The 25187-nt window shown below is 71.1% G+C and carries 21 protein-coding genes; 8 read left to right on the top strand and 13 right to left on the bottom strand.

Going from position 1 to position 25187, the window contains the following annotated elements; genetic code table 11:
* Positions 1-16 precede the first annotated feature (16 nt).
* A complete protein-coding gene (ppgK, locus tag KSO98_RS15880; protein ID WP_225286666.1) occupies positions 17-763 on the bottom strand; it encodes a polyphosphate--glucose phosphotransferase in 747 nt (248 codons plus the stop codon).
* 34 nt (positions 764-797) lie between these two features.
* Between ppgK and KSO98_RS15875 the strand changes: the two genes are divergently transcribed.
* Entirely contained in the window at positions 798-2048 is a 1251-nt protein-coding gene (locus tag KSO98_RS15875; RefSeq protein WP_225286665.1) for a M15 family metallopeptidase, read from the top strand.
* Positions 2049-2069: 21 nt separating this feature from the next.
* Here KSO98_RS15875 and KSO98_RS15870 read toward each other — a convergent pair whose 3' ends face one another.
* Complete coding sequence (locus KSO98_RS15870) at positions 2070-2786, bottom strand: hypothetical protein (protein WP_225286664.1); 717 nt, start codon at positions 2784-2786, stop codon at positions 2070-2072.
* Positions 2787-2922: 136 nt separating this feature from the next.
* Between KSO98_RS15870 and KSO98_RS15865 the strand changes: the two genes are divergently transcribed.
* Positions 2923-4848 carry a M13 family metallopeptidase gene (locus tag KSO98_RS15865; protein ID WP_308012778.1) on the top strand — a complete coding sequence of 642 codons (1926 nt, stop codon included), beginning with the start codon at positions 2923-2925 and terminating at the stop codon, positions 4846-4848.
* A gap of 94 nt (positions 4849-4942) precedes the next feature.
* Here KSO98_RS15865 and KSO98_RS15860 read toward each other — a convergent pair whose 3' ends face one another.
* The 5 genes from KSO98_RS15860 to KSO98_RS15840 form a co-directional block, all read right to left on the bottom strand.
* Positions 4943-7039, bottom strand: coding sequence for a RecQ family ATP-dependent DNA helicase (locus KSO98_RS15860; RefSeq protein WP_225286663.1), 2097 nt, complete (start codon positions 7037-7039; stop codon positions 4943-4945).
* A gap of 114 nt (positions 7040-7153) precedes the next feature.
* Entirely contained in the window at positions 7154-8737 is a 1584-nt protein-coding gene (locus KSO98_RS15855) for a DHA2 family efflux MFS transporter permease subunit (RefSeq protein ID WP_225286662.1), read from the bottom strand.
* A 135-nt stretch (positions 8738-8872) separates the two neighbouring features.
* Positions 8873-10795 carry an Ig-like domain-containing protein gene (locus KSO98_RS15850; RefSeq protein WP_225286661.1) on the bottom strand — a complete coding sequence of 641 codons (1923 nt, stop codon included), beginning with the start codon at positions 10793-10795 and terminating at the stop codon, positions 8873-8875.
* Positions 10796-10932: 137 nt separating this feature from the next.
* On the bottom strand, positions 10933-12600 hold the full coding sequence (locus tag KSO98_RS15845; protein WP_225286659.1) for a S53 family peptidase: 1668 nt from the start codon (positions 12598-12600) through the stop codon (positions 10933-10935).
* 35 nt (positions 12601-12635) lie between these two features.
* A complete protein-coding gene (locus KSO98_RS15840; RefSeq protein WP_308012777.1) occupies positions 12636-13121 on the bottom strand; it encodes a glutathione peroxidase in 486 nt (161 codons plus the stop codon).
* A 57-nt stretch (positions 13122-13178) separates the two neighbouring features.
* Between KSO98_RS15840 and KSO98_RS15835 the strand changes: the two genes are divergently transcribed.
* Together KSO98_RS15835 and KSO98_RS15830 are read left to right on the top strand one after the other, a co-directional pair.
* Positions 13179-15890: a DEAD/DEAH box helicase gene (locus KSO98_RS15835; protein WP_225286658.1), complete on the top strand. Its 2712-nt coding sequence runs from the start codon at positions 13179-13181 to the stop codon at positions 15888-15890.
* On the top strand, positions 15887-16552 hold the full coding sequence (locus KSO98_RS15830) for an SWIM zinc finger family protein (RefSeq protein WP_225286657.1): 666 nt from the start codon (positions 15887-15889) through the stop codon (positions 16550-16552). Before KSO98_RS15835 ends, KSO98_RS15830 begins: the two co-directional genes overlap by 4 nt.
* Before the next feature lie 15 nt (positions 16553-16567).
* Here KSO98_RS15830 and KSO98_RS15825 read toward each other — a convergent pair whose 3' ends face one another.
* The 4 genes from KSO98_RS15825 to KSO98_RS15810 all read right to left on the bottom strand — a co-directional run bounded on the left by KSO98_RS15825 (position 16568) and on the right by KSO98_RS15810 (position 20097).
* On the bottom strand, positions 16568-17125 hold the full coding sequence (locus tag KSO98_RS15825; RefSeq protein ID WP_225286656.1) for a hypothetical protein: 558 nt from the start codon (positions 17123-17125) through the stop codon (positions 16568-16570).
* Between the two features lie 47 nt (positions 17126-17172).
* Entirely contained in the window at positions 17173-17958 is a 786-nt protein-coding gene (locus KSO98_RS15820; protein WP_225286655.1) for an HAD family hydrolase, read from the bottom strand.
* An 82-nt stretch (positions 17959-18040) separates the two neighbouring features.
* Positions 18041-18529 carry a GNAT family N-acetyltransferase gene (locus KSO98_RS15815; protein WP_225286654.1) on the bottom strand — a complete coding sequence of 163 codons (489 nt, stop codon included), beginning with the start codon at positions 18527-18529 and terminating at the stop codon, positions 18041-18043.
* Positions 18526-20097, bottom strand: coding sequence for a bifunctional phosphatase PAP2/diacylglycerol kinase family protein (locus KSO98_RS15810; protein ID WP_225286653.1), 1572 nt, complete (start codon positions 20095-20097; stop codon positions 18526-18528). Before KSO98_RS15810 ends, KSO98_RS15815 begins: the two co-directional genes overlap by 4 nt.
* A gap of 110 nt (positions 20098-20207) precedes the next feature.
* On the opposite strand from KSO98_RS15810, the gene serS reads away from it, so the two are divergent.
* Together serS and KSO98_RS15800 are read left to right on the top strand one after the other, a co-directional pair.
* Positions 20208-21497, top strand: coding sequence for a serine--tRNA ligase (serS, locus tag KSO98_RS15805; protein ID WP_225286652.1), 1290 nt, complete (start codon positions 20208-20210; stop codon positions 21495-21497).
* 12 nt (positions 21498-21509) lie between these two features.
* Positions 21510-22358 (top strand): HAD family hydrolase, encoded by an 849-nt coding sequence (locus KSO98_RS15800; RefSeq protein WP_225286651.1) that lies wholly within the window; start codon positions 21510-21512, stop codon positions 22356-22358.
* Positions 22359-22367: 9 nt separating this feature from the next.
* On the opposite strand, the gene KSO98_RS15795 is transcribed toward KSO98_RS15800, so the two are convergent.
* The gene (locus KSO98_RS15795; protein WP_225286650.1) at positions 22368-22772 is read right to left on the bottom strand and encodes a DUF4446 family protein; all 405 of its coding nucleotides are present in this window, start codon (positions 22770-22772) and stop codon (positions 22368-22370) included.
* Positions 22773-22790: 18 nt separating this feature from the next.
* Here KSO98_RS15795 and KSO98_RS15790 point away from each other — a divergent pair, with 18 nt between their 5' ends.
* Entirely contained in the window at positions 22791-23645 is an 855-nt protein-coding gene (locus KSO98_RS15790) for a prephenate dehydratase (RefSeq protein ID WP_225286649.1), read from the top strand.
* A 7-nt stretch (positions 23646-23652) separates the two neighbouring features.
* Here the strand turns inward: KSO98_RS15790 and KSO98_RS15785 are convergent, their stop codons facing one another.
* The gene (locus KSO98_RS15785; RefSeq protein WP_225286647.1) at positions 23653-24447 is read right to left on the bottom strand and encodes a VOC family protein; all 795 of its coding nucleotides are present in this window, start codon (positions 24445-24447) and stop codon (positions 23653-23655) included.
* Positions 24448-24519: 72 nt separating this feature from the next.
* Here KSO98_RS15785 and KSO98_RS18995 point away from each other — a divergent pair, with 72 nt between their 5' ends.
* Positions 24520-25128: a TMEM165/GDT1 family protein gene (locus KSO98_RS18995; RefSeq protein WP_225286646.1), complete on the top strand. Its 609-nt coding sequence runs from the start codon at positions 24520-24522 to the stop codon at positions 25126-25128.
* Positions 25129-25187 lie beyond the last annotated feature (59 nt).

Genomic DNA, 25187 nt, shown 5'->3' with positions numbered 1-25187 from the left:
TGAGTGAATTGCCGAATCACCGCTCGGTGGCATAAAGGGCGGCGCCGATCGCGCCGGCGTTATTGCGCAATTCCGCCGGGACGATCCTGGTGCGCAGACGCAGCAGCGGGAGGAATTCGGCAGCCTGCTTGGAGACGCCGCCGCCGACGACGATCAGGTCGGGCGTGAACAGCTTCTCCACCGCGGAGTAGTAGCGCTGCAGGCGGCGGGCCCAGTCCTTCCAGGAGAGCTCCTCGCGCTCGCGGGCGGAGTTGGCGGCGCGCTTCTCGGCGTCGTGGCCGTCGATCTCGAGGTGGCCGAGCTCGGAGTTGGGGATGAGGACGCCGTTGTGGATCATCGCCGAGCCGATGCCGGTGCCCAGGGTGGTGACGATGACCAGGCCCTTCACGTCGCGCGCGGCGCCGTACCGGACCTCCGCGAGGCCGGCGGCGTCGGCGTCGTTGACGACGTGCACCTCGCGGCCGGTGGCGCGGGTGAAGAGGGTGTCGGCGTCGGTGCCGATCCAGTCGCGGTCGATGTTGGCGGCCGTCTGGACCACGCCGTGGCTGACCACGCCCGGGACGGTGACGCCGACCGGGCCGGTGTTGTCGGGGAAGGCGGCGAGCAGGTCGACGAAGACCGCAGCGACGTTGTTGGGCGTCGACTTGTCCGGCGTCTTGATCCGCACCCGCTCCTGGGAGAAGCGGCCGATCGCAAGGTCCACGGGGGCACCCTTGATGCCCGTGCCGCCGAAGTCGATGCCGAAGGCGTTGCTCGTCGTCATGGGCACATGATGCCCCTCCCGTACCCTGGGATCGATGAGGGGGAGGCGGATGGGGAGGCTCGGGCTCGGCGCTGCGCTGGGCGCTGTCGCCGTCCTCGCGGCCGGGTGCGGAGCGGGGGATCCCGGTGCTGGCCCGACCGCCGCCCCGGGTGCTGCGTCGTCGTCATCGTCGTCCTCGTCGTCGGTCTCCGCGACCGGGGCGGCGACGTCCGCCGCCGCGGTGCCGGTGGCTGATCCCGCCCATGCCGTACCGGCTCCCGGGCCGCGCAGCGGCGAGCTGCACTCGGCCGACATCCTGGTCCGCTCCAAGACCACGCTCACCGACGCGCAGGTGAAGGCGATCGGCGCGGTGCACGGCGTCACCGGCACCGAGCAGCTCTCCATCGGCGAGGCCTCGATCGAGGACCAGCTGCTCAACGTCGTGGCCGTCGACCCGGGGACCTATCGCAACTACACGCCGCTGAAGTCGGCCGACGCGACCGTGGTCTGGGACCGGGTCGCAGGCGGTGAGCTCGCGGTGAACCCCGCCCTGAAGAAGCGGCTGCCGCCGGATGCGAAGGGCTTCTGGCGGATGGGGTCGGCCTCGGACGCTCCGGAGATCCACGTCGGCGCCTGGGCCGCGCAGGTCCCGGGCCTGGTCGACGCGGTGGTCAACGACGCCTGGGGCAAGGCGCTGGGGATGACCCCGGACAACGCGGTGATCATCTCGACCGCGATCACCTCGCCCGAGCGGGTGGTGAAGCCGCTCAAGCGGCTGCTCGGCTCCTCGGCCTCCATCCAGCGGCTCGACGTGGTCGCACGCGAGGGCCTCGACCCGCGCGCCCCACAGTTCGCCAACGTCGTCGGTACGGTCGCGCAGGCGGTCGGGCACTACACGTACGGCGTGCTCGGTGGCGGGATGATCGCACCCGACCCGGCGTGGGTCGCCTCGCACATCGTCACCGACACGGTGCCGATCCTGGGCCGGGTGACGTGCAACCGGATGCTCTTCCCGCAGCTCAAGGCGGCCCTGGCGGAAGTGCAGGCGCGCGATCTGGCCTCGACGATCCACTCGACGGCGGGCTGCTACTACCCGCGCTTCATCGCCGGGACCTCGTCGCTGTCCAACCACGCCTTCGGGCTCGCGATCGACATCAACGCCCCGGAGAACGGGCGCGGTACCGCCGGGCAGATGGACCGGTCGGTGGTGCAGATCTTCGAGAAGTGGGGCTTCACGTGGGGTGGCACCTGGCACTACACGGACCCGATGCACTTCGAGATGAACCGGATCGTCACCCCCGGGTGACGATCCGGTCCACCTGATCGGTCAGTCCCTGTTGTCCAGGTCGACCTGCTGGACCTGGATGCTCTTGGTGGGCACGCACAGCGCCCAGACCTTCAGCGTGCCGGTGTAGTTGCCGTTGCCGAGCACGATCCAGCCGTCGAGGCGGTTCGCCTTCGGTGCGTTCGTGTTCCAGTCCATCCGGCCCGGGAACGACGAGCTGACCGCGAAGCCGGTGGGCGACTGCGAGTCCACCGTGCTGCCCTGGACGCCACCGGCGATCGCGGTGTAGGTCTGCGAGAGGGTGTCGTCGTCGGCGCAGGCGACCGTTGCCGAGCCGCCACCGCCGCCGAGGTAGTTCTCGACGCGGTAGACAGCGCCGGCGAGTCCGTTCGCACCGGGAGCACCGATCGCGCCCGGAGTGCCGGGCGCTCCGGGCGCTCCGGGCGCGCCGGCGTCGCCCTTGTCGCCCTTCAGTCCTTCAGGCCCCCGCGGTCCGGTGGCTCCCGCCTGCGGGGTGTTGGTGGCGCCGTCGCCGAGCGAGCCGGCGACGCCGGGGGCGAGGTCCTCGAGTCCGATACTTCCGTCCTTGATGGAGGTGCCGTTGACCGCGTTCTTGGCGAGGTCCTTGCCGGTGATCGAGTGGTTCTTGATGTCGTGGCCGGTGACCTGGCCAGCGGCGTACGCGCCGACGCCACCACCCACGATGAGGGAGGCGGTGACCGCGGCGACGGTCGGGGTGAGGGAGCGGAGGATGTTCATACGGTGACTCCAGGCGGGTCGGAAGGTCCCGAGACGGACCACCCCTCAACGAGCCGGAGGTAAAACGGGTCACGTGTCCTCAGCGTGCGGTCCAGACCATGACCCGCTTGGGGGGTGGGCCGCTAGGGTCGGATGCGTGACCACTCTCGATGACGCCCGCGAGGGCATGGATCTGTCGATCCGAGCGCAGGACGACCTCTTCGGCCATGTCAACGGCACCTGGCTGCGGGAGTACGAGATCCCGGCGGACAAGGCCAGCGCGGGCGCCTTCACGGTGCTCGTCGACGAGGCCGAGGCGCAGGTGCGCGAGATCATCGAGGGCGCGCCGGAGGGCTCGCGGATCGGTGACCTCTACGCGAGCTTCATGGACACGGCCGCGGTGGACGCCGCCGGCGTCGAGCCGATCAAGCCGCTGGTCGCGGCGGTCGAGGGTCTGCGCGACGTGGGCGACCTGGCGGCGTTCCTGGGCGAGTTCGAGCGGATCGGCGGGCACGGGCTCTTCGGTGGCTACGTCAACACCGACGACAAGGACTCCTCGCGCTACATCTTCAACCTGCTCCAGGGCGGTCTCGGGCTGCCCGACGAGTCGTACTACCGCGACGAGAAGTTCGCCGAGATCCGGGAGAAGTACGTCGACTACCTGACCCGCCTCTTCGAGCTCGGCGGCGTCGCGGAGGCGCGCACGGCCGCGGAGACCGTGCTGGCGATCGACACCAAGATCGCGCTGGGTCACTGGGAGCGGGCCGAGACGCGTGACCGGCAGAAGACGTACAACCTGATGACGCTGGCCGAGCTGCGCTCGCTGGCCCCGGCGTTCGACTGGGACGCGTACGTCACGAACCTGTCGGGCGCGAAGCTCGCGGCCGACGCCGTGCTGGGCGAGGTCGTCGTGCGGCAGCCGTCGTTCTTCTCCCACCTGTCCGGTGTGCTCGAGGAGACCCCGGTCGAGGAGTGGCGCTCGTGGCTGCTGGCGCACGTGCTGCGCTGGTCCGCCGCCTACCTGACCGACGACTTCGTCGAGACCAACTTCGACTTCTACGGCCGCACCCTCAACGGCACGCCCGAGCTGCGCGAGCGGTGGAAGCGCGGCGTCGCGCTGGTCGAGGGCGTCGTCGGCGAGGAGGTCGGCGAGACGTACGTCGCGCGGCACTTCCCGCCCGCCTCGAAGGCGATGATGGACGAGCTGGTGGCGAACCTGCTGGCCGCGTACCGGGTCTCGATCGAGGCGCTCGACTGGATGAGCGAGGAGACCAAGCAGCGGGCCTTCACCAAGCTGGAGAAGTTCACGCCGAAGATCGGCTACCCGAAGACGTTCCGCGACTACTCCGCGCTGGTGGTGCGCCGCGACGACCTGATCGCGAACGTGCAGGCCGCCTCCGTCTTCGAGACCGACCGCCAGCTGGGCAAGCTCGGCGGCCCGGTCGACCGCGACGAGTGGCACATGCTGCCGCAGACCGTGAACGCGTACTACAACCCCGGCACCAACGAGATCTGCTTCCCCGCGGGCATCCTGCAGAAGCCGTTCTTCTCGCCCGAGGCGACGCTGGCGGAGAACTACGGCGGCATCGGCGCGGTGATCGGCCACGAGATCGGCCACGGCTTCGACGATCAGGGCTCGCAGTACGACGGCGACGGCAACATGGAGAACTGGTGGACCGACGCCGACCGGGCCGCCTTCGAGGTGAAGACCAAGGCGCTGATCGAGCAGTACGACGGCTTCGAGCTGCGCGACCTGCCCGGTGAGAAGGTCAACGGCTCGCTTACCGTCGGCGAGAACATCGGCGACCTCGGTGGCCTGACGATCGCGTACAAGGCCTTCCTGCTCGCCCAGCCCGACGCGACCGACGACGACAAGCGCTCGCTGTTCCTCAACTGGTCCTACGTCTGGCGCGGCAAGCGTCGCCCCGAGCAGCTCCAGCAGCTGCTCGCCGTCGACCCGCACTCGCCGGCGGAGTTCCGGGCCAACATCGTGCGCAACCTCAACGAGTTCCACGAGCTCTTCGAGACGACGGAGAGCGACGCGCTGTGGCTCGACCCGGAGGCGCGCGTCGGCATCTGGTGACGGCGAGTTGGTAGTTGTGACCGCCGAGTCTGTGGTTGTGGTGAGCCACAGTTGCAGACTCGGCGGTTATTTCTACAAACTCGGCGGCGGGGTGTCAGGACTGGGTGGCCAGCGTCAACGGGAAGACCGCCGCGGCGCCGGCGGCACGGATGGCCTTGCTCGCCAGGGTGACCGTCCAGCCCGTGGTGACCTGGTCGTCGACCAGCAGGACATGCGCCCCCGGCGGGATCTCAGCCCGCAGGGCCGAGCGGCGGGAGACCGCGGCCACCCGCTGGGCCGAGTTGGCGGCGCCGGCGCCGGGCGGGACGCTCGGGTCGACCAGTGCGTACGTGCCGACGATCGGACGCTGCAGGTAGCGGGAGAGCCCGTTGGCCAGGTCGGCGACCAGGGCGCCGCGGGTCGCCGACTCGACCAGGACGATCGCGTCGACCGGAGGCCGCCAGTCGCCGAGGATCTCGATGACGGCGCGGGCCAGGTTGACCGGCACCGTCTCCGGCGCCTCGGTCCGGAAGAGCTCGCGCAGCGCCTGACCGTGGCCGAGGTCGGTGAGCCGGGCGATCGCGCGACCGGGCTCGGCGGCGTCGGCGATCTTGCCGCGCAGGTCGATCCCGAGGTTGGGCAGTGCCTGGGGCCACATCTTGCGCGGCTCGAGCACGACGCCGGGGCGGGCCAGTCGGGCGCCGGCCTCCTCGATGGCGGCCTCGGAGATCGTGGTCGCGAGCGTGAGGCCGCCGCAGTTGTCACAGCGACCGCAGTCGACGGCCTCGGGGTCGTCCAGCTGCTCGCGCAGGTAGCGCATCCGGCACTCGTCGGTCGTCAGGTAGGTCAACATCGCCTGCTGCTCGCTGGCCCGCGCCTCAGCAACCCGGGCGTAGCGATCGGCTTCGTAGGTCCATGGCTGGCCGGTCGACTCCCACCCGCCCTGCACCCGTCGGACGGCGCCGTCCACGTCGAGGACCTTCAGCATCGTCTCGAGCCGGTTGCGGCCCAGCTCGACGTACGACTCCAGCGTCGGCGTCGACATCGGCCGGCCGGCCTCGGCGAGCACCTCGAGGGTGCGGCGTACGAGCTCTTCGCGCGGGAACGCGAGCGAGGCGAAGTAGGCCCAGATGTCACGATCCTCCACGCCGGGCAGCAGCACCACCGAGGCGTCCTCGATCGTGCCGCGGCCCGCACGGCCGACCTGCTGGTAGTAGGCGACCGGGGAGGACGGGGCGCCGAGGTTGACCACGAAGCCGAGCGCAGCGTCGAAGCCCATCCCGAGGGCGCTGGTCGCGATCAACGCCTTGATCCGGCCGGCGGCGAGGTCGGCCTCGAGGGCCTGACGCTCGGTGGTCTCGGTCTGCCCGGAGTACGCGGCGACGTGGTGCCCGCGCGAGCGCAGGTAGTCAGCGACCTCCTGGGTGGCCGCGACGGTGAGGCAGTAGACGATGCCCGAGCCGGGCTGCTCGTTGAGGTGATCGGCCAGCCAGGCGAGACGCTGCTCGATGGTGGGCAGCCGGACCACGCCGAGGCGCAGGGACTCGCGGTCGAGCGAGCCGCGCAGCACCAGGACGCCGCTGAGCCCATCGGGCGCCTCCGGCGGGGCCAGCTGCTCCGCAACATCGCCGGTCACGCGGGCATTGGCGGTCGCGGTGGTGGCCAGCACCGGGATGCCGGCGGGCAGCTCGTGCAGCAGGGTGCGGATGCGGCGGTAGTCGGGGCGGAAGTCGTGGCCCCAGTCGGAGATGCAGTGCGCCTCGTCGATGACCAGCAGGCCACAGGTGGCGGCGAGCCGGGGCAGGACCGCGTCGCGGAAGCCGGGGTTGTTGAGCCGCTCGGGTGAGACGAGCAGGACGTCGATCTCGCCGGCCTGGACGCCCGCCTCGATCTTGGACCAGTCCTCGATGTTGGTGGAGTTGATCGTCGCGGCCCGGATCCCGGCGCGCTCGGCGGCCTCGATCTGGTTGCGCATCAGCGCGAGCAGCGGGGAGATGATCACCGTCGGCCCCGCACCCTGCGAGCGCAGCAGCAGGGTGGCGACGAAGTAGACGGCCGACTTGCCCCAGCCGGTCTTCTGCACCACCAGCGCCCGGCTGTGCTGCTCCACGAGAGCCGAGATCGCACTCCACTGGTCCTCACGCAGCTGTGCGTCGTCGCGGCCCACCAGGGCCTGGAGGAAGCCTTCAGCCGTCTGCCGCAGAGTGCTCATGCCCTGTGTCTATCAGCCAGCCCCGACATCGCCGAGTTCCGCAGAAATGACGATCGAGTCTGCAGCTGTGGCTCACCACAACTGCAGACTCGACGGTCGGGTTCGCGAGCTCCGTCAGTGCATGGCGATCGGCTGGCCGGTCGACTCGGTCTTGCTGCGGGGCAGGAAGAAGGCCGGGATGAGGCAGCAGCCGACCAGGATCGCAGCCACGAGGTAGACGCCGGCGAAGGCATCGCCCATGTCGACGTTGGCGCGGGCGAGGAGATCGGGCACGGCCGACGGGTCGAGGCCGAGCTTCTCCGCGGCCGCGGCCAGGATGCTCGGGTCCTTGCTCCCGTTGGTGGCAGCCGCCAGCTTGGTGCTGTCGGTGATGGCGTCGCTGCTGTTGAACGCCGCGGTGAGCAGCACCGAGAACAGGGCGGTGCCGGCCGAGGCGGCAACCTGCTGGGTGATGTTCATCAGCGTCGAGCCACGGGCGATGTTGTGGTCGCTCAGCGTCGCCAGCGCGGCCGAGAAGACCGGCATCATCGTGGCACCCATGCCGAAGCCCATCACGACGAAGGCGATCAGGAAGTACCAGTACGGGGTGTCGGTGCCGGTGAAGGCGAGCATGCCCATCCCGAAGGTGTCGAGCACCAGACCGGTCAGCACGACCTTGCCCGGGCCCATCTTGTCGGCCAGGACGCCGGCGATCGGCATGGTGATCATCGCGCCGAAGCCCTGCGGGGCGATCGCCCAGCCCGACTTCACCGGCGAGTAGCCGCGCACCTCCTGGAAGTAGAGCGTGAACAGCAGCGAGGCACCGAAGAACGCCATCGCGAAGAGCGCCATCGTGATGACCGCGATCGTCATGTGGCTGTCCTTGAACAGGCGCAGCTCGACCAGCGGGTGGATGTTCTTCTTGCGCAGCGCCCACGGGACGAACGCGGCGACCAGCACGATGCCGAGCAGGGTGGCGACGACGACCTCGGCGGTCCAGATCGTGCCGTGCTCCTCCTTCGCGGCGGGGATGGAGGAGATGCCGTAGAGCAGTGAGGCCAGACCCGGCGAGAGGAGCAGCATGCCGACGAAGTCGAAGCTCTCCGAGGGGGAGACGTCGTCCTGCGGCAGGGCGAGCCAGGCGTAGACCAGCGCCGCGATGCCGATCGGCAGGTTGATCAGGAAGATCCAGTGCCACGAGGCGACGTCGATCAGCCAGCCCCCGAGGATCGGGCCGAAGATCGGGCCGAGCAGCATCGGGATGCCGAGGACGGCCATCACGCGACCGACGCGGTCCTGGCCGGCGGCCCGGGTCAGGATCGTCATCCCCAGCGGCATCAGCATGCCGCCGCCGAGACCCTGCAGGACGCGGTACGTGACCAGCAGCGACAGCGATCCGGCCGTCGAGCAGAGCACCGAGCCCAGCACGAACAGCAGGATGGCGAGCATGTAGAGACGCTTGGTGCCGAAGCGGTCGGCGGCCCACCCGGTCAGCGGGATCACCGCGGCGAGAGCGAGCGTGTAGCCGGTCATCGTCCAGGCGACCTGGGCGGTGGTGGCGTGGAACTGCTCCTGGAAGGTCCGCAGCGCGACGCCGACGACGGTGATGTCGAGGATCGACATGATCGATCCGAGGACGACGACGCCGGCGATGATGAAGACGCGGGCGTCGAGCTTCTCGGAGGCTTCCGATGCCTCGGGTGCAATCTCTGTGGTCACCGGAAGAGCCTAGGTGGGACCACCGACAGTCTTCGATTCATTAAACGTCGACCTGTTCGTGATCGCTCTCACACAGCCGCCCGGCGACCGCTCGCGCGGCCGCCGGGCTGGCTGTTGTTCAGTTCCTACGGTCGATCAGGCGCCGGGGATCACCTGACCGGCGTCGACGGTGAAGGTGCTCGTCGACTCCGTGCTGGCGTTGCCGACGGCGTCCGTCTGGCTGACCGTGACGGTGTACGTACCGTCAGCCAGCGGCTCGCTCGGCGTGACGCTCCAGGCACCGCCCTCCTCGACGGTCGGGGGCTCGAGCGGGATCGAGGTGTCGTCCGAGCCCGTGAGCGTGACGACGAGATCACGGTCTCCGGCACCGGTGCCGGAGATGGTGGGCGTGGTCTCCGTGACCGTGCTGTCGTCCTCAGGCGAGGCGATGCTCGGTGCCGCGGGCGCCTGGGTGTCGACGGTGAAGGTCTTCGACGCCTCGCTGGTGTTGCCCGCCGCGTCCGACTCCGTGGCCGTGACCGTGTACTCGCCGTCCGCCAGCGCGGTGGGCGTCACCTGCCACGTGCCGTTGGTGACCGCAGGTGTGAACGACTGGTCGTTGTCGCTCGTGGTGCCCGCCCGGTGAAGGGTCACCGTGACGGTGTCGCCGTCCTCGGCGACGCTGCCGTTGATGGGCGGCGTGGTGTTGCCGCCCACCCCGATGTCGCTGACCTGCCCGATGGTCGGCGGTTGCGGAGCCGCCGTGTCGACGGTGAACGTGACCGTCGCGGCCTCGCTGGTGTTGCCCGCCTTGTCGGTCTGGGTGACGGTGAGGGTGTGCGGACCCGCGGTGAAGTCCTCGCTCGGGGTGAAGACCCAGTGGCCGTCCGCGCTGATCTCGGCATTTCCAAGAGCGGTGTCTTCCTCTGTGACGGTCACGGTGGCACCAGCCTCGGCACCGTCGCCGCTGATCAGCGGGCGAGCGTTGTTCGTCGGGCCGCTGACCGAGTCGTCGATGGTGAGAACGCCCGGAACGTCGGCGTCGACCTTGAACTGCACGGCGTCCGTCGTCGTGCTCGCACCTCCGCTGGTGGTCTGGGTGGCGGTGGCGGTGTAGTCGCCCGTGTTGAGGGCGTCACCAGGCCCGCCCTGGACCTCCCACTTCCCGTCGTCGTGCACGATCGTCTGCAGGGTAAGGACTGGCGTGGTCTGGACAGGCGAGATGTCGCTCAGAGCGCCGGCCACCTCGCCGGACGACGGTTGGTTCACCGTGACGGGCGTTGAAGCGGTCACGTTGACGGTGATGTCCGCGCCCGGCTTGCCGGTGCCCTTGAACGTGGGACGGGCCGTCGTGACGGCGTCGGTGCCCGGGCTGGTGATGGCAAGGCTCGGCGTGACGACGCCCCCACCCCCGGTGCCGCCGGTGCCGCCACCGTCGCCCGGAGGCGTGGTCGTGCCGCCACCGTCACCCGGAGGCGTGGTCGTACCCCCGCCGTCGCCCGGAGGGGTCGTCGTGGTCGGCGGCTTCGTCGGGTCGGTGCCCGCGGTGACCTCGGTGCCGTCCTTGACTCCGTCACCGTCCGAGTCGCTCTTCGTCGGGTCGCTCTTGTACTTGGTGACCTCGTCGCCGTCCTTCAACCCGTCGTGGTCGGAGTCGGCGCTCTTCGGGCTGGTGCCCAGCTGGACCTCGCGGCCGTCCTTGAGGCCGTCGTGATCCGTGTCGGCGGACCGGGGATTCGTCCCCAGCTTCACCTCGCGACCGTCCTTGAGACCGTCGTGGTCGGAGTCGCCGGCCTTCGGGTTCAGGCCCTTCTTGTACTCCTGGCGGTTCGTCAGCCCGTCGTGGTCCGCGTCGGCCTTGCCGTTGGCGCGGTTGGGGTTGAGGCCGTGGCGCTTCTCCCAGCCGTTGGGCAGACCGTCGTGGTCGCGGTCATGGAAGCGGTGGTGCGAGTGCGCCCGGGCGTGGGCCTGCGGAGTGTCCGCGTGGGCGGCCGAGGTGACCAGCGGCGCGGCCGAGGTCAGGGCCAGGGCGGAGATCGAGATCAGGGCTCGTAGTGAGCGTGTAGAAGGAGCGTGCATCGGGTGTCTACCTCCGAGAATCGGTTGACGTACCCGCGTGGCGATCAGGAGAGGCCGTCAGCGTCCCCATGAAGCGTCGCGGCTCTTTACCCTGACTCCCGTACCCGATCCTCGCCGAGGTATCAGTCCCATTCGGATCAGCGGCGGATGCGCACCGCGGACGAGGTGAAGGTCACGGGCGCGTGCCCGGCGGCCGTCGCGTTGACGATGTACCGGATCCGGTGGTGACGCCAGCCGCGCCTGACCCGCAGCCGCGCGCCCGCGGCCACCGGGTGCCCGTCGACCAGCCAGGTCACCGTCACGCGCGAGCCCGGCGTGAAGGTCCCGTACGAGGCGCGCAGGGTGCGTCGCACGCGCGCCTTGCCACGGATCCTCACCAGGCCGCGGTGGCTCACCGGGGAGAGCGTGGCGCTGACCGGCGAGGACGTGCGCTTCGCGGCGTACGGCATCAGGCTGGCCAGGCCGCGCGGCGTGCCGAGACCCGTCGGGCCGTCCCAGCCGGGGCCGGCGCTGCACAGGTGCAGCGCATCAGTGGCAGGACAGCCCCGCGCGGGCGTGCCGGCGGTCACGTCGATGAACGCCGCCGCGTCAGCCTTCGCACGCGCGTAGATGTCGAAGGGGCGCGTGTGATTGCCCGCCTGGGCGTACATCCCGGCGATCAGCGGAGCGGACAGTGAGGTGCCGCCGGAGGGATACCAGGGACCGCCGCTGTAGCCCGAGTGGTACATCGCGAACCCGTCGGCAAGGGCTGAGATGTCGGCGGTGGCGCGGGTGTTGCCGCAGGCCGCCCTGGCGTTGGCGTTCACGGCCTGGAACGTGGGCATCGTGGCCCAGCCGGAGCAGCCCGAGGAGGAGCCGCCGGCGTTGGGGGCGAACGACTGCGTCGGGTCGTCCGAGTCGCCCCAGGCCTGTTGCGTCCAGGCTGCGCCGTCGTAGGACGCGACCGTGCCGCCGGCAGCGACGACGTGTGGTGAGCTGGCCGGATAGTTGGTGCACGAGTGGGTGTCGCCGGCGCCGACGGTGGCGGCGAGCCCGCACGTCACACCGTCGGTCGGGTCGTTCGTCGCCCAGCCGAGGTCCCCCGTGGCGGCGACGAAGGTGACGCCCGGGTAGTCGTTGAAGATGCCCTCGGTGGACGTCAGGTCGTCGCTGGTGAAGCCGTCGTCGCTGGTGCCCCACGACATGGAGACGTAGTCGGCGAGCGTGGCTGCGGTCTTGGTGGCCTCGTCGGTGTCGTTGCTGTAGGTGGAGTCGGCCTCCACGACCACGATCCTGCAGGCCGGGCACGAGGCCGCCACGGCCTCGACGTCCATGATCGTCTCCCAGTCCCACTGGTCGAGGGAGGCCCTGCGGCTCGGCACCCTGCGCGAGCCGTCCTGGCCGACGATCGTCAGGCAGCCGTCGGCGGTGCCGCACGTGCCGAGGCCGTACGCGCTGCGATAGGCGGCGAGATCGCTCGCGATGGTCGAGGTGTGGTCCGCCTCGATCACCGCCACGGTCGGTCCGGTGCCGACGGGCACCGTGGCGGGGATCGCCGGGAGGTCGTACATCGCCGCGATGTCCTGCGGGCCCCATCCGCCCGGCGAAGCCGTCGTGGCGAACGCCCGCATCCCGGAGGCGGATGGAGATCGCGGGGCGCTCACGCGGATGAAGCAGTGCACCTGACCCGGCTGGACTGCGACATCCGCGCACGTCGAGGGAGCGGCGGTGCCGGCGGCGACCACCGGGGCAGGGACGACGAGGAGGGCGGCCGCCAGCGCGAGCGCGCCGACGGACAGGGCCCTCGTCCGGAGGGTGTCGAGCATGTGGAGGAAGTTCGTCCGAGATGTGTGAGGAGGGGTCAGCCGACGAGCGAGGCGATCGCCTTGAGGACGCGCGGGTCCTCGGGCTCGGTGCGCGGTCCGAAGCGCTGCACCACCGTGCCGTCGGCGTCGACGAGGAACTTCTCGAAGTTCCAGGTGATGTCGCCGGCCTGGCCGGTCTCGGCCTCCGGCGCGCGGGTGAGCTCGTCGTAGATCGCGTGCCGGCCCTCGCCGTTGACCTCGATCTTCTCGCTGAGCGGGAAGGTCACGCCGTACGTGGCGGAGCAGAACTCGGCGATCTCCTCCGAGGTGCCCGGCTCCTGGCCCATGAACTGGTTGCACGGGAAGCCGACCACCGCGAGCCCGGGCTGGGACTCGGCGATCCGCTCGAGCCCGGCGTACTGCGGGGTCAGACCGCACTTGGAGGCCACGTTGACCAGCAGCGCGGGCCGGCCACCGGTCAGCTCGCCCAGGGTGGAGGGGGTCCCGTCAAGGCGGGCGATGGAGGCGTCGAGGATGCTCACCCCCTGAGAGTAATCACGGATCCTGAGAGTGTCGGTGTCCTCGTCTAGGTTCGCTCCATGAGCGCCCTCTACTCCCTCACCGACGCGGCGGTCTTCCGACCGGCGACGCCGGCGCGCGAGAGCGTGGTGGAGCTGGGCGGGCGGGTGACGGTCGCGCTGCCGATCACCGCCGCGATCCCGGTGCTCAGCAAGGCGCATCGGCGCGAGGACCTGCACCCCTCGGTCGCGTTGCTCGTCGGCTCGGTCGTGCTCGGGCTGCGGCTCGTCGCCGCCGGCCGGATCGAGCCCGCCGAGGGCGAGGTGCCGTCGTGGCGCGCGGTCGTCTCCGGCGAGGACGCCGAGCGGGTCGCCTTGCTGGCCGAGGCGCGCGCGTACGAGGGCGTGGACGCGATCGCCGCCGAGGAGACCGTGCGCGGCGTGCTCGACGCCGTGGCCGATGCGATGCCGCGCGCGGCGCCGGTGGCGCGCAGCGCCCGTACGGTCGTGACGCGGCCCGCGGTGGCGCTCGAGACGCCCTTCCAGGACCGGCTCAAGGCGCGGCTGGCGCGACACGTCTCCGCGCCCGCGGGGGCCAAGCTGCCCCAGCGGGTGACGATCTCGCTGCGCGTCGAGGCTGACGAGGAGGAGCTGGTCGGCGGCTCGATCCGGCTGGTCCCGCAGGCCCACGACGTGGCCGACCCGCTGCACGTCGTCGACGTCGACCGGCTGTGGCGCGAGACCTGGGAGGAGCACGGGTTCGGCGACCGGGCGCGGACGCACGCGAATGTCGCGCTGCGAGCCGCGGCCGAGGCGTGGCCGGTGCTGTGGCGGCTGGTCGACCTGCCGGTCCCCGACGAGATCACCCTCGACGGCGACGAGCTCGCGGGGCTGCTGGAGGACGGCGTCGAGGCACTGCGCGCGATCGGCGTCGACGTGCTCTGGCCGCGCTCGCTGTCGGGCGAGCTGACCGCGCGGGTCGTGGTCGACCGCTCCGGGCAGGGCGGTCATGAGGACCTGATGCAGGACAGCCTCTTCGGGGCCGAGCAGACGTGCGCCTTCCGCTGGCAGCTCGCCGTCGACGGCTCGGAGCTCACCGAGGACGAGATGGAGCAGCTCGCCGCCGCGGCCGCCCCGGTGCTCAAGCTGCGCGGCTCGTGGACGGTGGTCCATCCGAGCCTGACCAAGAAGGCCCGCAAGCGGCTGCTGAAGAAGGTGTCCGGCACCGAGGCGCTCGCCACCGCGTTGACCGGGCTGCTGCCCGACGCGGTCGCCGCGAAGCTCGCAGACGCGGACGCCGCCGGGGGCGTCGATCTTGATCAGGTCCTCGTCGGCGCCTCCATCGGGAGGCTGCGCGATCGGGTCGCGAGTGTCGTCGACGCTCCGCTGATCGAGGTCCCCGAGGCGCTGCAGGCGTCCCTGCGTGACTACCAGCGCCGTGGCCTGACCTGGCTGGCGGCACTGACCGAGCTCGGTCTCGGAGGGTGTCTGGCCGACGACATGGGGCTGGGCAAGACGATCACGCTGATCGCGCTGCACCTGCAGCGGGGCGGGGGGCCGACGCTGGTGGTCTGCCCGGCGAGTCTGCTGGGCAACTGGGAGGCCGAGATCGCGCGCTTCGCGCCCGGCACGGACGTGCGGCGCTTCCACGGCACCGAGCGGGAGCTCGCCGGGGTGGAGGGTGGGTTCGTCCTGACCACGTACGGGACGATGCGGCGCGACGCCGCGGCGCTGGCCGCCGTGCCGTGGGACCTCGTCGTCGCCGACGAGGCCCAGCACCTGAAGAACGCCGCGTCCGCCACCGCCAAGGCCATCCGTACGATCCCCTCGACCGCGCGGGTCGCGCTCACCGGCACGCCGGTGGAGAACGACCTGACCGAGCTCTGGGCCATCCTCGACTGGTGCGTCCCCGGGCTGCTCGGCAGCCGGCTCGCCTTCCGGCGCGCGTGGGCCAGCCAGATCGAGGCCAACGTCGACCCGGCGATGACCGCCCGCTTCGCCGCGCTGATCGCGCCCTTCCTGCTGCGCCGGCGCAAGGCCGATCCGGGCATCGCCCCGGAGCTGCCGCCGAAGACCGAGACCGACCACATCCTGTCGCTGACCCGCGAGCAGACGGTGCTCTACGAGGCGTACGTCCGCGACACGATGGAGCGGATCGCGCGCGCCGACCCGATCATGCGCCGCGGCCTGGTGCTGATGCTGCTGACCGGTCTCAAGCAGATCTGCAACCACCCCGCGCAGTTCCTCAAGCAGTCGACGGGCAAGCTCGCCGGCCGCAGCCAGAAGATCGACCTTCTCGACGAGGTGCTCGAGACGGTGATCGCCGAGGACGGCGCGGTGCTGGTCTTCACCCAGTACGTCGCGATGGCGCGGCTGCTCGAGGCGCACTGGGCGGCGAGCGGGGTCGAGCACCAGTTCCTGCACGGCGGCACGCCGGTGCGCGAGCGCGAGCGGATGGTGGCGCGCTTCCAGGCCGGCGAGGTGCCCGTGTTCCTGCTGTCGCTCAAGGCCGGGGGCGTCGGGCTCAACCTGACCCGTGCCGACCACGTCGTCCACGTGGACCGCTGGTGGAACCCCGCCGTCGAGGACCAGGCCACCGACCGCGCCTACCGAATCGGGCAGACCAAGCCGGTGCAGGTGCACCGGCTCGTCACCCGCGGCACGGTCGAGGAGAAGGTCGCCGAGCTGCTCGGCCGCAAGCGTGCGCTCGCCGACGCCGTCCTGGGCCAGGGCGAGGCGGCGTTGACCGAGCTGAGCGACGATGAGCTGCGGGATCTGGTGAGCCTGCGATGACCGGGTCGCTGGTCTTCCTCGCCGAGCCGCACAAGCGGATCCTGCGCAAGCTGAAGAGCTGGTGGGGGCGCGGCTTCTGGAGCGGCGTCGAGGAGCTCGCCGACGACGAGTCCCAGATCGTCCAGGCCCGCGCCCTGGCCCGCTCCGGGCGGATCGGCGGCCTGGTCGTCGACGCCGGCCGGCTGGCCGCCGGGGTGGCCGAGGAGGCCGGGATCTGGACGGTCACGATCACCGTCCCCGTCTGGGGCGTGGACGAGCACGCCGGCTTCGTGGTGGTCGCGAGCGGGCGCGCCGCGGTGATCCTGTCGGGCCGGCTGACCGACGACCTGGCCGAGCACGCCGAGGAGGCCGGCGTCGCGATCGTGCCCGACAGCAGCGAGCTGGTCGCCACCTGCAGCTGCCCCACCTGGCAGCGGATGAGCCGCACCGGCGGGGTCTGCGAGCACGCGCTGGGGGTCCTGGTGCAGGTCGCCGACCTGATCGATCAGGACCCGCTGGTCCTGCTGCACCTTCGCGGTGTGACCCGCGACGAGCTCGAGGTGCTGCGCGCGCCGACCGAGCCCGATCCCGTACGGGATGCGCCGCAGGCCGACGAGATCGACCTCGCGCTGGAGGCCGCGGTCCGTGCCGCCCAGCTGCTCGAGGATGCCGAGATCGACTGAGTGCCCGGGAGCGGGTCAGGCGTGCGAGCGCGGCGAGCGGCGGACGAACAGCAGCCCGAGCAGCCCGATGATCACCAGCGCGACACCCGGTGCCGCGACCCGACGCAGACGCGCGGGCGATCCGGTCAACGGCTTGCCGAACGTCACCGTCGGCGGAGCCAGCGCGGCCTCGACCTGCGGCTGCAGCATCGCGACGTTGTGGGACGACGGCAAGGCCGCGGGGGCCAGCCAGTCCTGCGCGCGGCTGCGCAGGAAGAGCAGGTACGTGGTGCCGACGCTGAAGTCCGACAGGTGGCAGCTGTTCGGCTGCGGCATCACCTTGATGCTGCTCGGCGGGCTCCCCTTGAACGCGGTCAGCACCCGCGCCCGGTAGCGCGCGGCCGATCCCGCGTCGGGCCGCAGCCGCTTGAGGATCTTCACCGTCACGACCGCCTCGGCGGTGCCCACCGCTTCCGGCACGGTGGCGGTCGGGGACAGGCACTGCGCGGCCGCGGCCGGCTGCGTCACCCCGCCGCCGAGCAGCACCAGGGCGCTCAGCAGGGTGACGAGCAGGCTCGTGAGCAGGCGACGCATGCCCCCATCGAACCAGATCACCCCCGAGGGGTCATAGGCGCAGCGATCTAGAGCGCGAAGACCTCGGCCAGCGTGCGCGCCACGCCGTCCTCCTCGTGCGAGGGCGCGACGTTGCCGGCGGCCTCGCGGGCCTCCGGGTGCGCGTCCGCCATCGCGAACGACGTGCCGGCCCATTGCAGCATCGCGATGTCGTTGGGCATGTCGCCGAAGGCGATCACGTCCTCGGCGGCGACCCCGAGCGAGCCGGCGACCGAGGCGAGCGTCGAGGCCTTGGTGACCCCGTACGCGCTGATCTCCAGCAGCGCGAACGACGACGAGTGCGTGACCGTGGCCAACTCGCCCACCGCTGAGATCGCGCGCTTCCAGTAGACGTCGGGGTCGAGCTCGCGGTGCAGCGATAGCAGCTTGAGCATCGGCGAGGAGACGAGCTCACCCAGCGGCATCCGCGGCAGGGCCTCGCGTCCGGGGGCGTCGGGGAAGTCGGGCTCCATCGCGAAGCCCGTCTCCCGCTCAGCGCCGAAGACGGAGCCCGGCAGCGCCTCCTGGAGCAGCGAGACGACCTCCGCCGACTCCGAGGCACCCAGCGCGTACGAGGTGCGGGCGACCTGGGCGGCGACGTCCCACACCATCGCCCCGTTGGAGACGATCGCCAGACCGTGCGAGCCGACGTGCTCGAACAGCGGCATCGTCCAGCGCAGCGGACGCCCGGTCACGAAGATCACCGGCACCCCGCGCTCCTCGAGCGCGACCAGCACGTCCCGGGTGTACGGCGAGACGGTCCCGTCCTTGCGGACGAGCGTCCCGTCCAGGTCGGTGGCTACGAGCTGAGGCATCCGGGCGGGTGTCACGAGGTTCATTGTGTCCTCCGGCTGGTGAGCGCGATCTCCGCGGACCGCTCGTGCCGCATCCGTCAGGTCACGCGCCGGCGCGGACCATCACCAGCTCGCCGTCGGGCGTGGCGCCGCGCAGCTGGGTGAAGCCGCACTTGGCCGCCACCCGCAGCGACGCCTTGTTCTCCGGCTCGATCGACGCCCGTACGGTCACCTCCGGGCCGATCGCGTCCAGCATCGCGCGCAGCGACTCGGTCGCGAAGCCCCAGCCCCACGCGTCGCGCACCAGGCCGTAGCCCACCTCCAGCTCGCCCGCCTCGTCCGGCGGCCCGAAGAACCCGATCGAGCCGAGCACGGTCACGCCGCGCACGATCGAGCGAGGGCCGTACGGGTCGCCGTCGTGCCACAGCGTCGAGGCGTCCTGGTCGTCGCGACGGGGGAACTCCGGATGCCACTCGCCGAGCGCGCCGTCGTCGGGCGTACGGCGACCGAGGCGGATGGCGGCGACGTCGGCGGCGGTCCACAGCGGCAGCACGAGCCGCTCGGTGCGCAACGGCGTGAGGTCCAGCGTCATCGGGGCACCCGCACCAGGAGTCGGGCGTGCAGGCAGGTCATCCGCATCTCGCGGCCCTCGCCGACCGTGTCGCCGTCGAGCTGGCGCGGGGTGTCGCGGTCGGCACGTACGACGATCGACTGTCCGCGCATGCGGTTGACCAGGTCGTCGGTCTCGGGTCGCTTCGTGAGCACCCGGAAGGCCAGCGGCAGCCACGACCAGAAGCGCTGCGGGTAGAGCAGCACGACGTCGATGAGCCCGTCGTCGATCAGGGCGTCGGGGAGCAGCGGCATGCCGGCGGTCAGGGTGCCCACGTTGCCGACCACGATGGTGCGGGCGCGGTGCTTGGTGAACTCGCCACCGTCGACGGAGATCTGCACCTTCACGGCCGGGAACATCAGGGCCTTGAGCGCGGACAGGACGTACGCGATCCAGCCGACCCGCTTCTTCAGGTCCTCGTTGACACCGTCCATGATCGCGGCGTCGAAGCCCATCCCGGCCATCACCAGGAAGTGGCTGTCGTCCATGCCGTCGCCGGAGACCTCGACCATGTCGACGGCCCGGTCCTGGCCGGTCAGCGCGACGTCGATCGCGGCGCGCAGGTAGAGCGGGATGGCCAGGTTGCGGGCCAGCAGGTTGCCGGTGCCGGCCGGGATGATGCCGACGGGGATGCCGGTGCCGGCGAGCTCGGCGCAGACCTCGCGGACGGTGCCGTCGCCGCCGCAGACCATCACCAGGTCGGCGCCGGCGACCGACGCGGCGGCTGCCATGCCCGTCCCGCTGTCGTCGGGCTCGGTCAGGTGCCAGACCGGCTCGTTCCAGCCGGCCTCGACCGCCATCGCGGTCACGATCGCCTGGAACTGGCCGACCGACTCGACCTTGATCGGATTGAGCACGACGTGCAGCCTGCGGCCGGTCGGCACGGTCTGCACCAGCGGACGGGCGTTGATCGCGTGCGACACGGGGAGCGGCGAGTAGAGCGCGAAGCCGACCAGCACGAGCCCGGCGCCGATCAGCAGGCCGCCGACCACATCGGTGACGTGGTGGCGCCCCAGGATGAGCCGGTCCGTCGCGATGGCCGCGGCGAGGAGCACCGACACCGTGACGAGCAGCCGGCGCAGGGGCGCCTTGCGGATGAAGATCAGCGCGAGCGACGCGGTGATGCCGAAGAACACGGCCGCGTGCAGAGAGTGCCCGCTGGGGAAGGCGAGTCCCGAGTACGTCGGGCCGGGGTCGACCTGCCACGACGGGCGCGGCCGGTCGATGAGGTGCTTGAGGCCCTGGTTCACCGCGAGCGAGGCCACGCTGACGCCCATCGCCCAGATCGCGGCGCGGCGATAGCCCTTGACGGCCAGCGCGACCACCAGGATCAGGGTGTAGATCAGGAACGGCAGGAACTCGAACGCGGTCTCGACCCAGCGGGCGAGGTGGTAGAACGGCCCGCTGCTGACGACGAGCGGCTCGCCCACCGCCCGGTCGAAGCCATCGGGCGCACCGGTGGCGACCACGATCGCCAACACCACGCCGAGGCCGAGGCAGGCGAGCCCGGCAGGCAGGGCTTGGGAGTCTTTGAAGCGGCGGTCCGGCACGGGCGACAGAATACGGGTGACCGGCGCCCCGACCCTCCGCGTCGCGGCTCCCGCGCTCGCGCAGCGCCCGATCTCGTGCCGCGCTCGCTCGGTCGCCTAGGCTGCCCCTCGTGATCGACCCGCGCATCCTCCGTGACGAGCCCGACCGAGTCCGCGCCTCCCAGCGCAAGCGTGGCGCGAGCGAGTCGCTCGTCGACGGCGCGCTGGCCGCCGACCAGGCCCGCCGCGCCTCGATCGCCACGTTCGAGGAGCTGCGCGCCGAGCAGAAGGCGCTCGGCAAGCAGGTCGCGCAGGCCAAGGGCCCCGATGCCGCCGAGATGAAGGCCGAGCTTCTCGCCCGGACCAAGGCCGTCGCCGCGCAGGTCAAGGAGGCCGAGGCCGCCCAGCGTGAGGCCGAGGACGCCTGGACCACCGCGCTCAAGCAGATCCGCAACATCGCCGCCGACGAGACCCCGGCCGGCGGCGAGGACGACTTCGTCGTCCTGGAGACCGTCGGCACGCCGCGCGACTTCGCGGCCGAGGGCTTCGAGCCGCGCGATCACGTCGAGCTCGGCAAGCTGCTCGGCGCGATCGACCTCGAGCGTGGCGCCAAGGTCGCCGGCTCGCGCTTCTACTTCCTCACCGGCGTCGGCGCCGAGCTGGAGTTCGCGCTGATCAACCTCGCGATGGAGCAGGCCCGCGAGGCCGGCTTCATCCCGGTGATCGCGCCGGCGCTCGCCCGTCCCGAGGCGATGGCCGGTACGGGATTCCTCGACCAGGTCGACGACGGCGTCTACAAGATCGAGGGCGACGACCTCTACCTGGTCGGCACCTCGGAGGTGCCACTGGCCGCGTACCACTCCGACGAGATCCTCGACACCGACTTCCTCCCGCGCCGCTACGCCGGGTACTCCTCCTGCTTCCGCAAGGAGGCCGGCTCGGCCGGCAAGGACACCCAGGGCATCATCCGCGTCCACCAGTTCGAGAAGGTGGAGATGTTCGTCTACACCTCGCTCGAGGACGCTGCCGCCGAGCACGAGCGGCTGCTGCAGTGGGAGAAGGACTTCCTCGACAAGCTCGAGCTGGCCTACCAGGTCATCGACGTCGCCGCCGGCGACCTCGGCCCGTCGGCCGTACGGAAGTTCGACTGCGAGGCGTGGATCCCGACCCAGGGCAAGTACCGCGAGCTCACCTCGGCCTCCAACTGCACCGACTTCCAGGCGCGCCGGCTCAACATCCGCCAGCGCGGCGCCGAGGGCGAGTCCAACCGCCCGGTCGCCACGCTCAACGGGACGCTGACCGCGATCACCCGCGCGATCGTCGCCGTCCTGGAGACCCACCAGCAGCCCGACGGCTCGGTCCGCGTCCCGAAGGCGCTGCAGAAGTGGCTCGGTCGCGAGGTGCTCACCCCCATCGCCTGATAGACACAGGCCATGGTCCGCACTACCGCACGCCTCCCCGACACCGGGTGGATCCCGAAGGTCATCGCGCTCGACATCGACGGCACCCTGCTCAAGTGGGAGGAGGGCACCGGCGCGTCCTCCGAGGTGATGTCGGCGGCGGTGATCGAGGCGGTCGGGCGCGCGTACGACGCGGGGGCGTACATCGTGCTCGCCTCCGGGCGCAGCCCGCACGGCATGACGAAGATCGCCGACATGCTCGGGCTGCCGCGCGAGGCCGACGAGCGGCTCTGGATCGTGGCGTCGAACGGCGCGGTGGTGCTGCGCTACCCGCCGCTGGACGTGGTGCACGAGGAGCTCTTCGACGCCGGCCCGGCGGTGCGCGCGATCCTCGCCGAGCAGCCGTCGGCGCTGGTCGCGGTCGAGGAGCGCGGCGTGGGCTACAAGCTCAACGACCACTTCCCGCCCGGTGAGCTGACCGGCACGATGACGCTCGCAGCGGTCGAGGACCTGATCAAGGACCCGGTCTCGCGTGTCATCATCCGCAACCCCGAGGCCAGCGCCGAGGACTTCCTCGAGATGGGCCGCCGCCTGGGGTTGCAGGGCATCTCGTACGTGGTCGGGTGGACGGCCTGGCTCGACCTCATGCCCATCGGGGTCTCGAAGGCCTCCGGCCTCGCGCACGTGGTGACCCAGCTCGGCCTGGAGCCGCAGGACTGCCTCGCGATCGGCGACGGTCGCAACGACCTGGAGATGTTCGACTGGGTCGGCCGTGCGGTCGCGATGGGCCAGGCGGTCACCGACGTCCGCGAGGCCGCCGACGCGGTCACGCTCCCGGTCGACCAGGACGGCGCCGCCGTCGAGATCAGCCGCTGGTTCTGATCCCGGGGATCACCGGCGGAGCTGGCCCAGCGCCTGCTCCTCCTCGGGGGAGAGCTGCACCTCGCAGCGCCAGGCGCTGATGGTCTTGGCGTACGAGCGGGCGTCGTTGCGCCCGTGGATGCTGGTCAGCAGCACGCCGTCGCCGGCGTCGTCGGCGAGCGCCAGGGACCAGGACAGGTGGCCGCCCATGTCGCCGAAGGCGTCGTAGCGCACGATCGCCAGGTGACGCAGCGCCTGGGCGCTCTCGAGGCGCAGGGCGGCGACCTCCTGGCGCAGGCCGAGGACGTCCTCGGGCAGGGGCGCCGCGCCGGAGCGCGTGCGGGTGCGGGCGTCGAGCCGCTCCTTCCACAGCAGGCCCGCCAGAGCGAGGGCGGCGAGGGCGACGACGAGACTCAGGGCAGCCAGCACGAGCATCGACTCTAGACTCACCCCGTGCCTCAGCCTCGACGCATCGCCTATCAGGGCGAGCCCGGTTCCAACTCCCACATGGTGTGCCAGCGGGAGTACCCCGAGCTGGAGTCGGTGCCGTGCGCCTCCTTCGAGGACGTCTTCGCCGCGGTCGAGGGGATCGACGGGGCCGAGCCGACCGCCGACCTCGCGATGATCCCGATCGACAACTCGCTCGCCGGCCGGGTCGCGGACATCCACCACTTCCTGCCGGGCTCGAGCCTGCACATCATCGCCGAGCACTTCCTGCGCATCCGGTTCCACCTGATGGCGCTGCCGGGCGTCGCCCTGGAGGACGTACGGACCGTGCACAGTCACGTGCACGCGCTCGGCCAGTGCCGCAAGGTCATCCGCGAGCACGGCCTGACGCCGGTGATCTCCGGCGACACCGCCGGCGCCGCGCGGGAGATCGCCGAGGCCGGCGACCCGACGATGGCGGCGATCTCGCCGCCGATGGCCGCCTCGATCTACGGGCTCGACGTGCTCGCCGAGGACATCGAGGACGAGGACCACAACACCACCCGCTTCGTGGTGCTCTCGCGCGAGTTCGTCCAGGCGCCCGCCGGCAACGGCCCGGTCGTCACGTCGTTCATCTTCAACGTGCGCAACATCCCGGCGGCGCTCTACAAGGCGCTCGGCGGCTTCGCGACCAACGGCGTGAACATGACCAAGCTGGAGTCGTACATGGTCGGCGGCCACTTCACCGCCACCCAGTTCCTCGCCGAGGTCGACGGGCACCCCGACGACATCGGGCTCAAGCACGCGCTCGAGGAGCTGGCGTTCTTCACCACCGACGTGAAGATCCTCGGCGTGTATCCGGCCAGTCCCGAGCGCGCCTGAGCCCCGGCTACGCGGCGTCGGGCGAGGGGCCCATCAGCCAGAAGACGCCGCCCTGCGGGTCGGTGACCCCGGCCAGACGCCCCACATCCGGTACGTCGAAGGCCGGCGCGAGGACCGTGCCGCCGAGGGACTCCGCCTTGGCGATCGCCGCGGTGACGTCGGAGACGTTGAAGTAGACGTTCCAGTGCGGCGGGATGCCCTCCATCATCGGCGGCATCGCCCCGCCGACGGCACGCCCGTCGACGTTGAGCGTCCGGTACGACGCGATACCGGAGCCCTCCGGCATCGGGGAGTCCTCCCAGGTCACGCCGAGGATCGCCGAGTAGAACGCGGTCGCCTTGTCGAGGTCGGGCGAGATCAGCTCGTTCCAGATCGGTGTGCCAGGCTCGTTCGCCCGCTCGGTGCCGATCACGCTCCGTGCCTGCCAGAGGTTGACCCGGGCACCCGTCGGATCCTGGATCGAGGCCATCCGGCCCAGGTCCATGACGTCGAACGGCCCGGCCTCGACCTTCCCGCCCGCCCCGTCCACAGCACCGGCGACCGCGTCGAGGTCGGTCGCCGCGAGGTAGACGCCCCAGAAGGCGGGATGACCGGCCAGCTCCGGCATCTGGCCGGAGATGCCGGCGACGCGGGCGCCGTCCAGGGCGGCGGTGGCGTACGTCTCGCCGTTCTCGCCGACCGGCATCGAGGTGAGGGTCCAACCGAACAGGTCGCCGTAGAAGGCCTGGGAGGCGCCCTGATCGGGCGTCATGAGCTCCACATAGCAGGGGGTGCCCTGCGCGTACGTGTCGAAGGTCGGCATGGCCCCAGTCCACACCAGCGTCCCCGTGCCGACAATGGGGAGAAGGTGAACTTCCGCCCCTAAAGTTCGCACGTGGATATCGGTCTTCTCGCGCTCGCCTTCGTCTCGATCTTCGTCGTCGAGCTGCCGGACAAGACCTTCCTGGCGACCCTGGTGCTGGCCACCAAGTACCGCCCGCTCTTCGTCTGGATCGGCGTGGGTCTCGCCTTCGCGGTGCAGACGCTCATCGCGGTCGCCGTCGGCCGGGTCGCGACCCTGTTGCCCGCGGACCTGGTGCACACCATCGCCGCTCTGATGTTCCTCGCCGGTGCGGTGATCCTCTTCCGCGAGGGCCGTGCCGCCGCCAAGGAGGCGGTCGAGGGTGCCGAGACCGAGGACGAGTTCGCCGAGAAGGCCAAGCCGGCCACCGGGATGCGCCAGATCTTCGCGTCCTTCATGGTGCTCTTCGCCGCCGAGTGGGGCGACCTGTCGCAGCTGCTGACCATCTCGTTGGTCGCCAGGAACCACCACCCGGTCTCGATCTTCATCGGCGCGCTGGGTGCGCTGCTGGTGGTCAGCGGCCTGGCGGTCGTGGTCGGCAAGCAGCTGCTCAAGTGGATCTCGCTGCACGTGCTGCACTTCGCCGGCGCGGCGATCTGCCTGGCGCTCGGCGTCTACACGCTGGTCGAGGTCCTCTCCTAGCTGTGATGTCCAGTCAGGTTGTTCAAGCGGCTGATGGGTGGGAGGCCTCCGGCTGCTGA

The sequence above is a fragment of the Nocardioides nematodiphilus genome (assembly GCF_020216525.1).
GTDB lineage: Bacteria > Actinomycetota > Actinomycetes > Propionibacteriales > Nocardioidaceae > Nocardioides > Nocardioides nematodiphilus.
This window is presented reverse-complemented; position numbering and strand designations above follow the sequence as displayed.

Coding starts and splice junctions, on each gene's coding strand:
- KSO98_RS15830 (WP_225286657.1), top strand. CDS start 15,887: ATGACCGGGTCGCTGGTCTTCCTCGCCGAGCCGCACAAGCGGATCCTG.
- KSO98_RS15835 (WP_225286658.1), top strand. CDS start 13,179: ATGAGCGCCCTCTACTCCCTCACCGACGCGGCGGTCTTCCGACCGGCG.
- KSO98_RS15800 (WP_225286651.1), top strand. CDS start 21,510: ATGGTCCGCACTACCGCACGCCTCCCCGACACCGGGTGGATCCCGAAG.
- KSO98_RS15820 (WP_225286655.1), bottom strand. CDS start 17,958: ATGCCTCAGCTCGTAGCCACCGACCTGGACGGGACGCTCGTCCGCAAG.
- KSO98_RS15850 (WP_225286661.1), bottom strand. CDS start 10,795: ATGCACGCTCCTTCTACACGCTCACTACGAGCCCTGATCTCGATCTCC.
- KSO98_RS15825 (WP_225286656.1), bottom strand. CDS start 17,125: ATGCGTCGCCTGCTCACGAGCCTGCTCGTCACCCTGCTGAGCGCCCTG.
- KSO98_RS15875 (WP_225286665.1), top strand. CDS start 798: ATGAGGGGGAGGCGGATGGGGAGGCTCGGGCTCGGCGCTGCGCTGGGC.
- KSO98_RS15870 (WP_225286664.1), bottom strand. CDS start 2,786: ATGAACATCCTCCGCTCCCTCACCCCGACCGTCGCCGCGGTCACCGCC.
- KSO98_RS15795 (WP_225286650.1), bottom strand. CDS start 22,772: ATGCTCGTGCTGGCTGCCCTGAGTCTCGTCGTCGCCCTCGCCGCCCTC.
- KSO98_RS15815 (WP_225286654.1), bottom strand. CDS start 18,529: ATGACGCTGGACCTCACGCCGTTGCGCACCGAGCGGCTCGTGCTGCCG.
- KSO98_RS15860 (WP_225286663.1), bottom strand. CDS start 7,039: ATGAGCACTCTGCGGCAGACGGCTGAAGGCTTCCTCCAGGCCCTGGTG.
- ppgK (WP_225286666.1), bottom strand. CDS start 763: ATGACGACGAGCAACGCCTTCGGCATCGACTTCGGCGGCACGGGCATC.
- KSO98_RS15845 (WP_225286659.1), bottom strand. CDS start 12,600: ATGCTCGACACCCTCCGGACGAGGGCCCTGTCCGTCGGCGCGCTCGCG.
- KSO98_RS15785 (WP_225286647.1), bottom strand. CDS start 24,447: ATGCCGACCTTCGACACGTACGCGCAGGGCACCCCCTGCTATGTGGAG.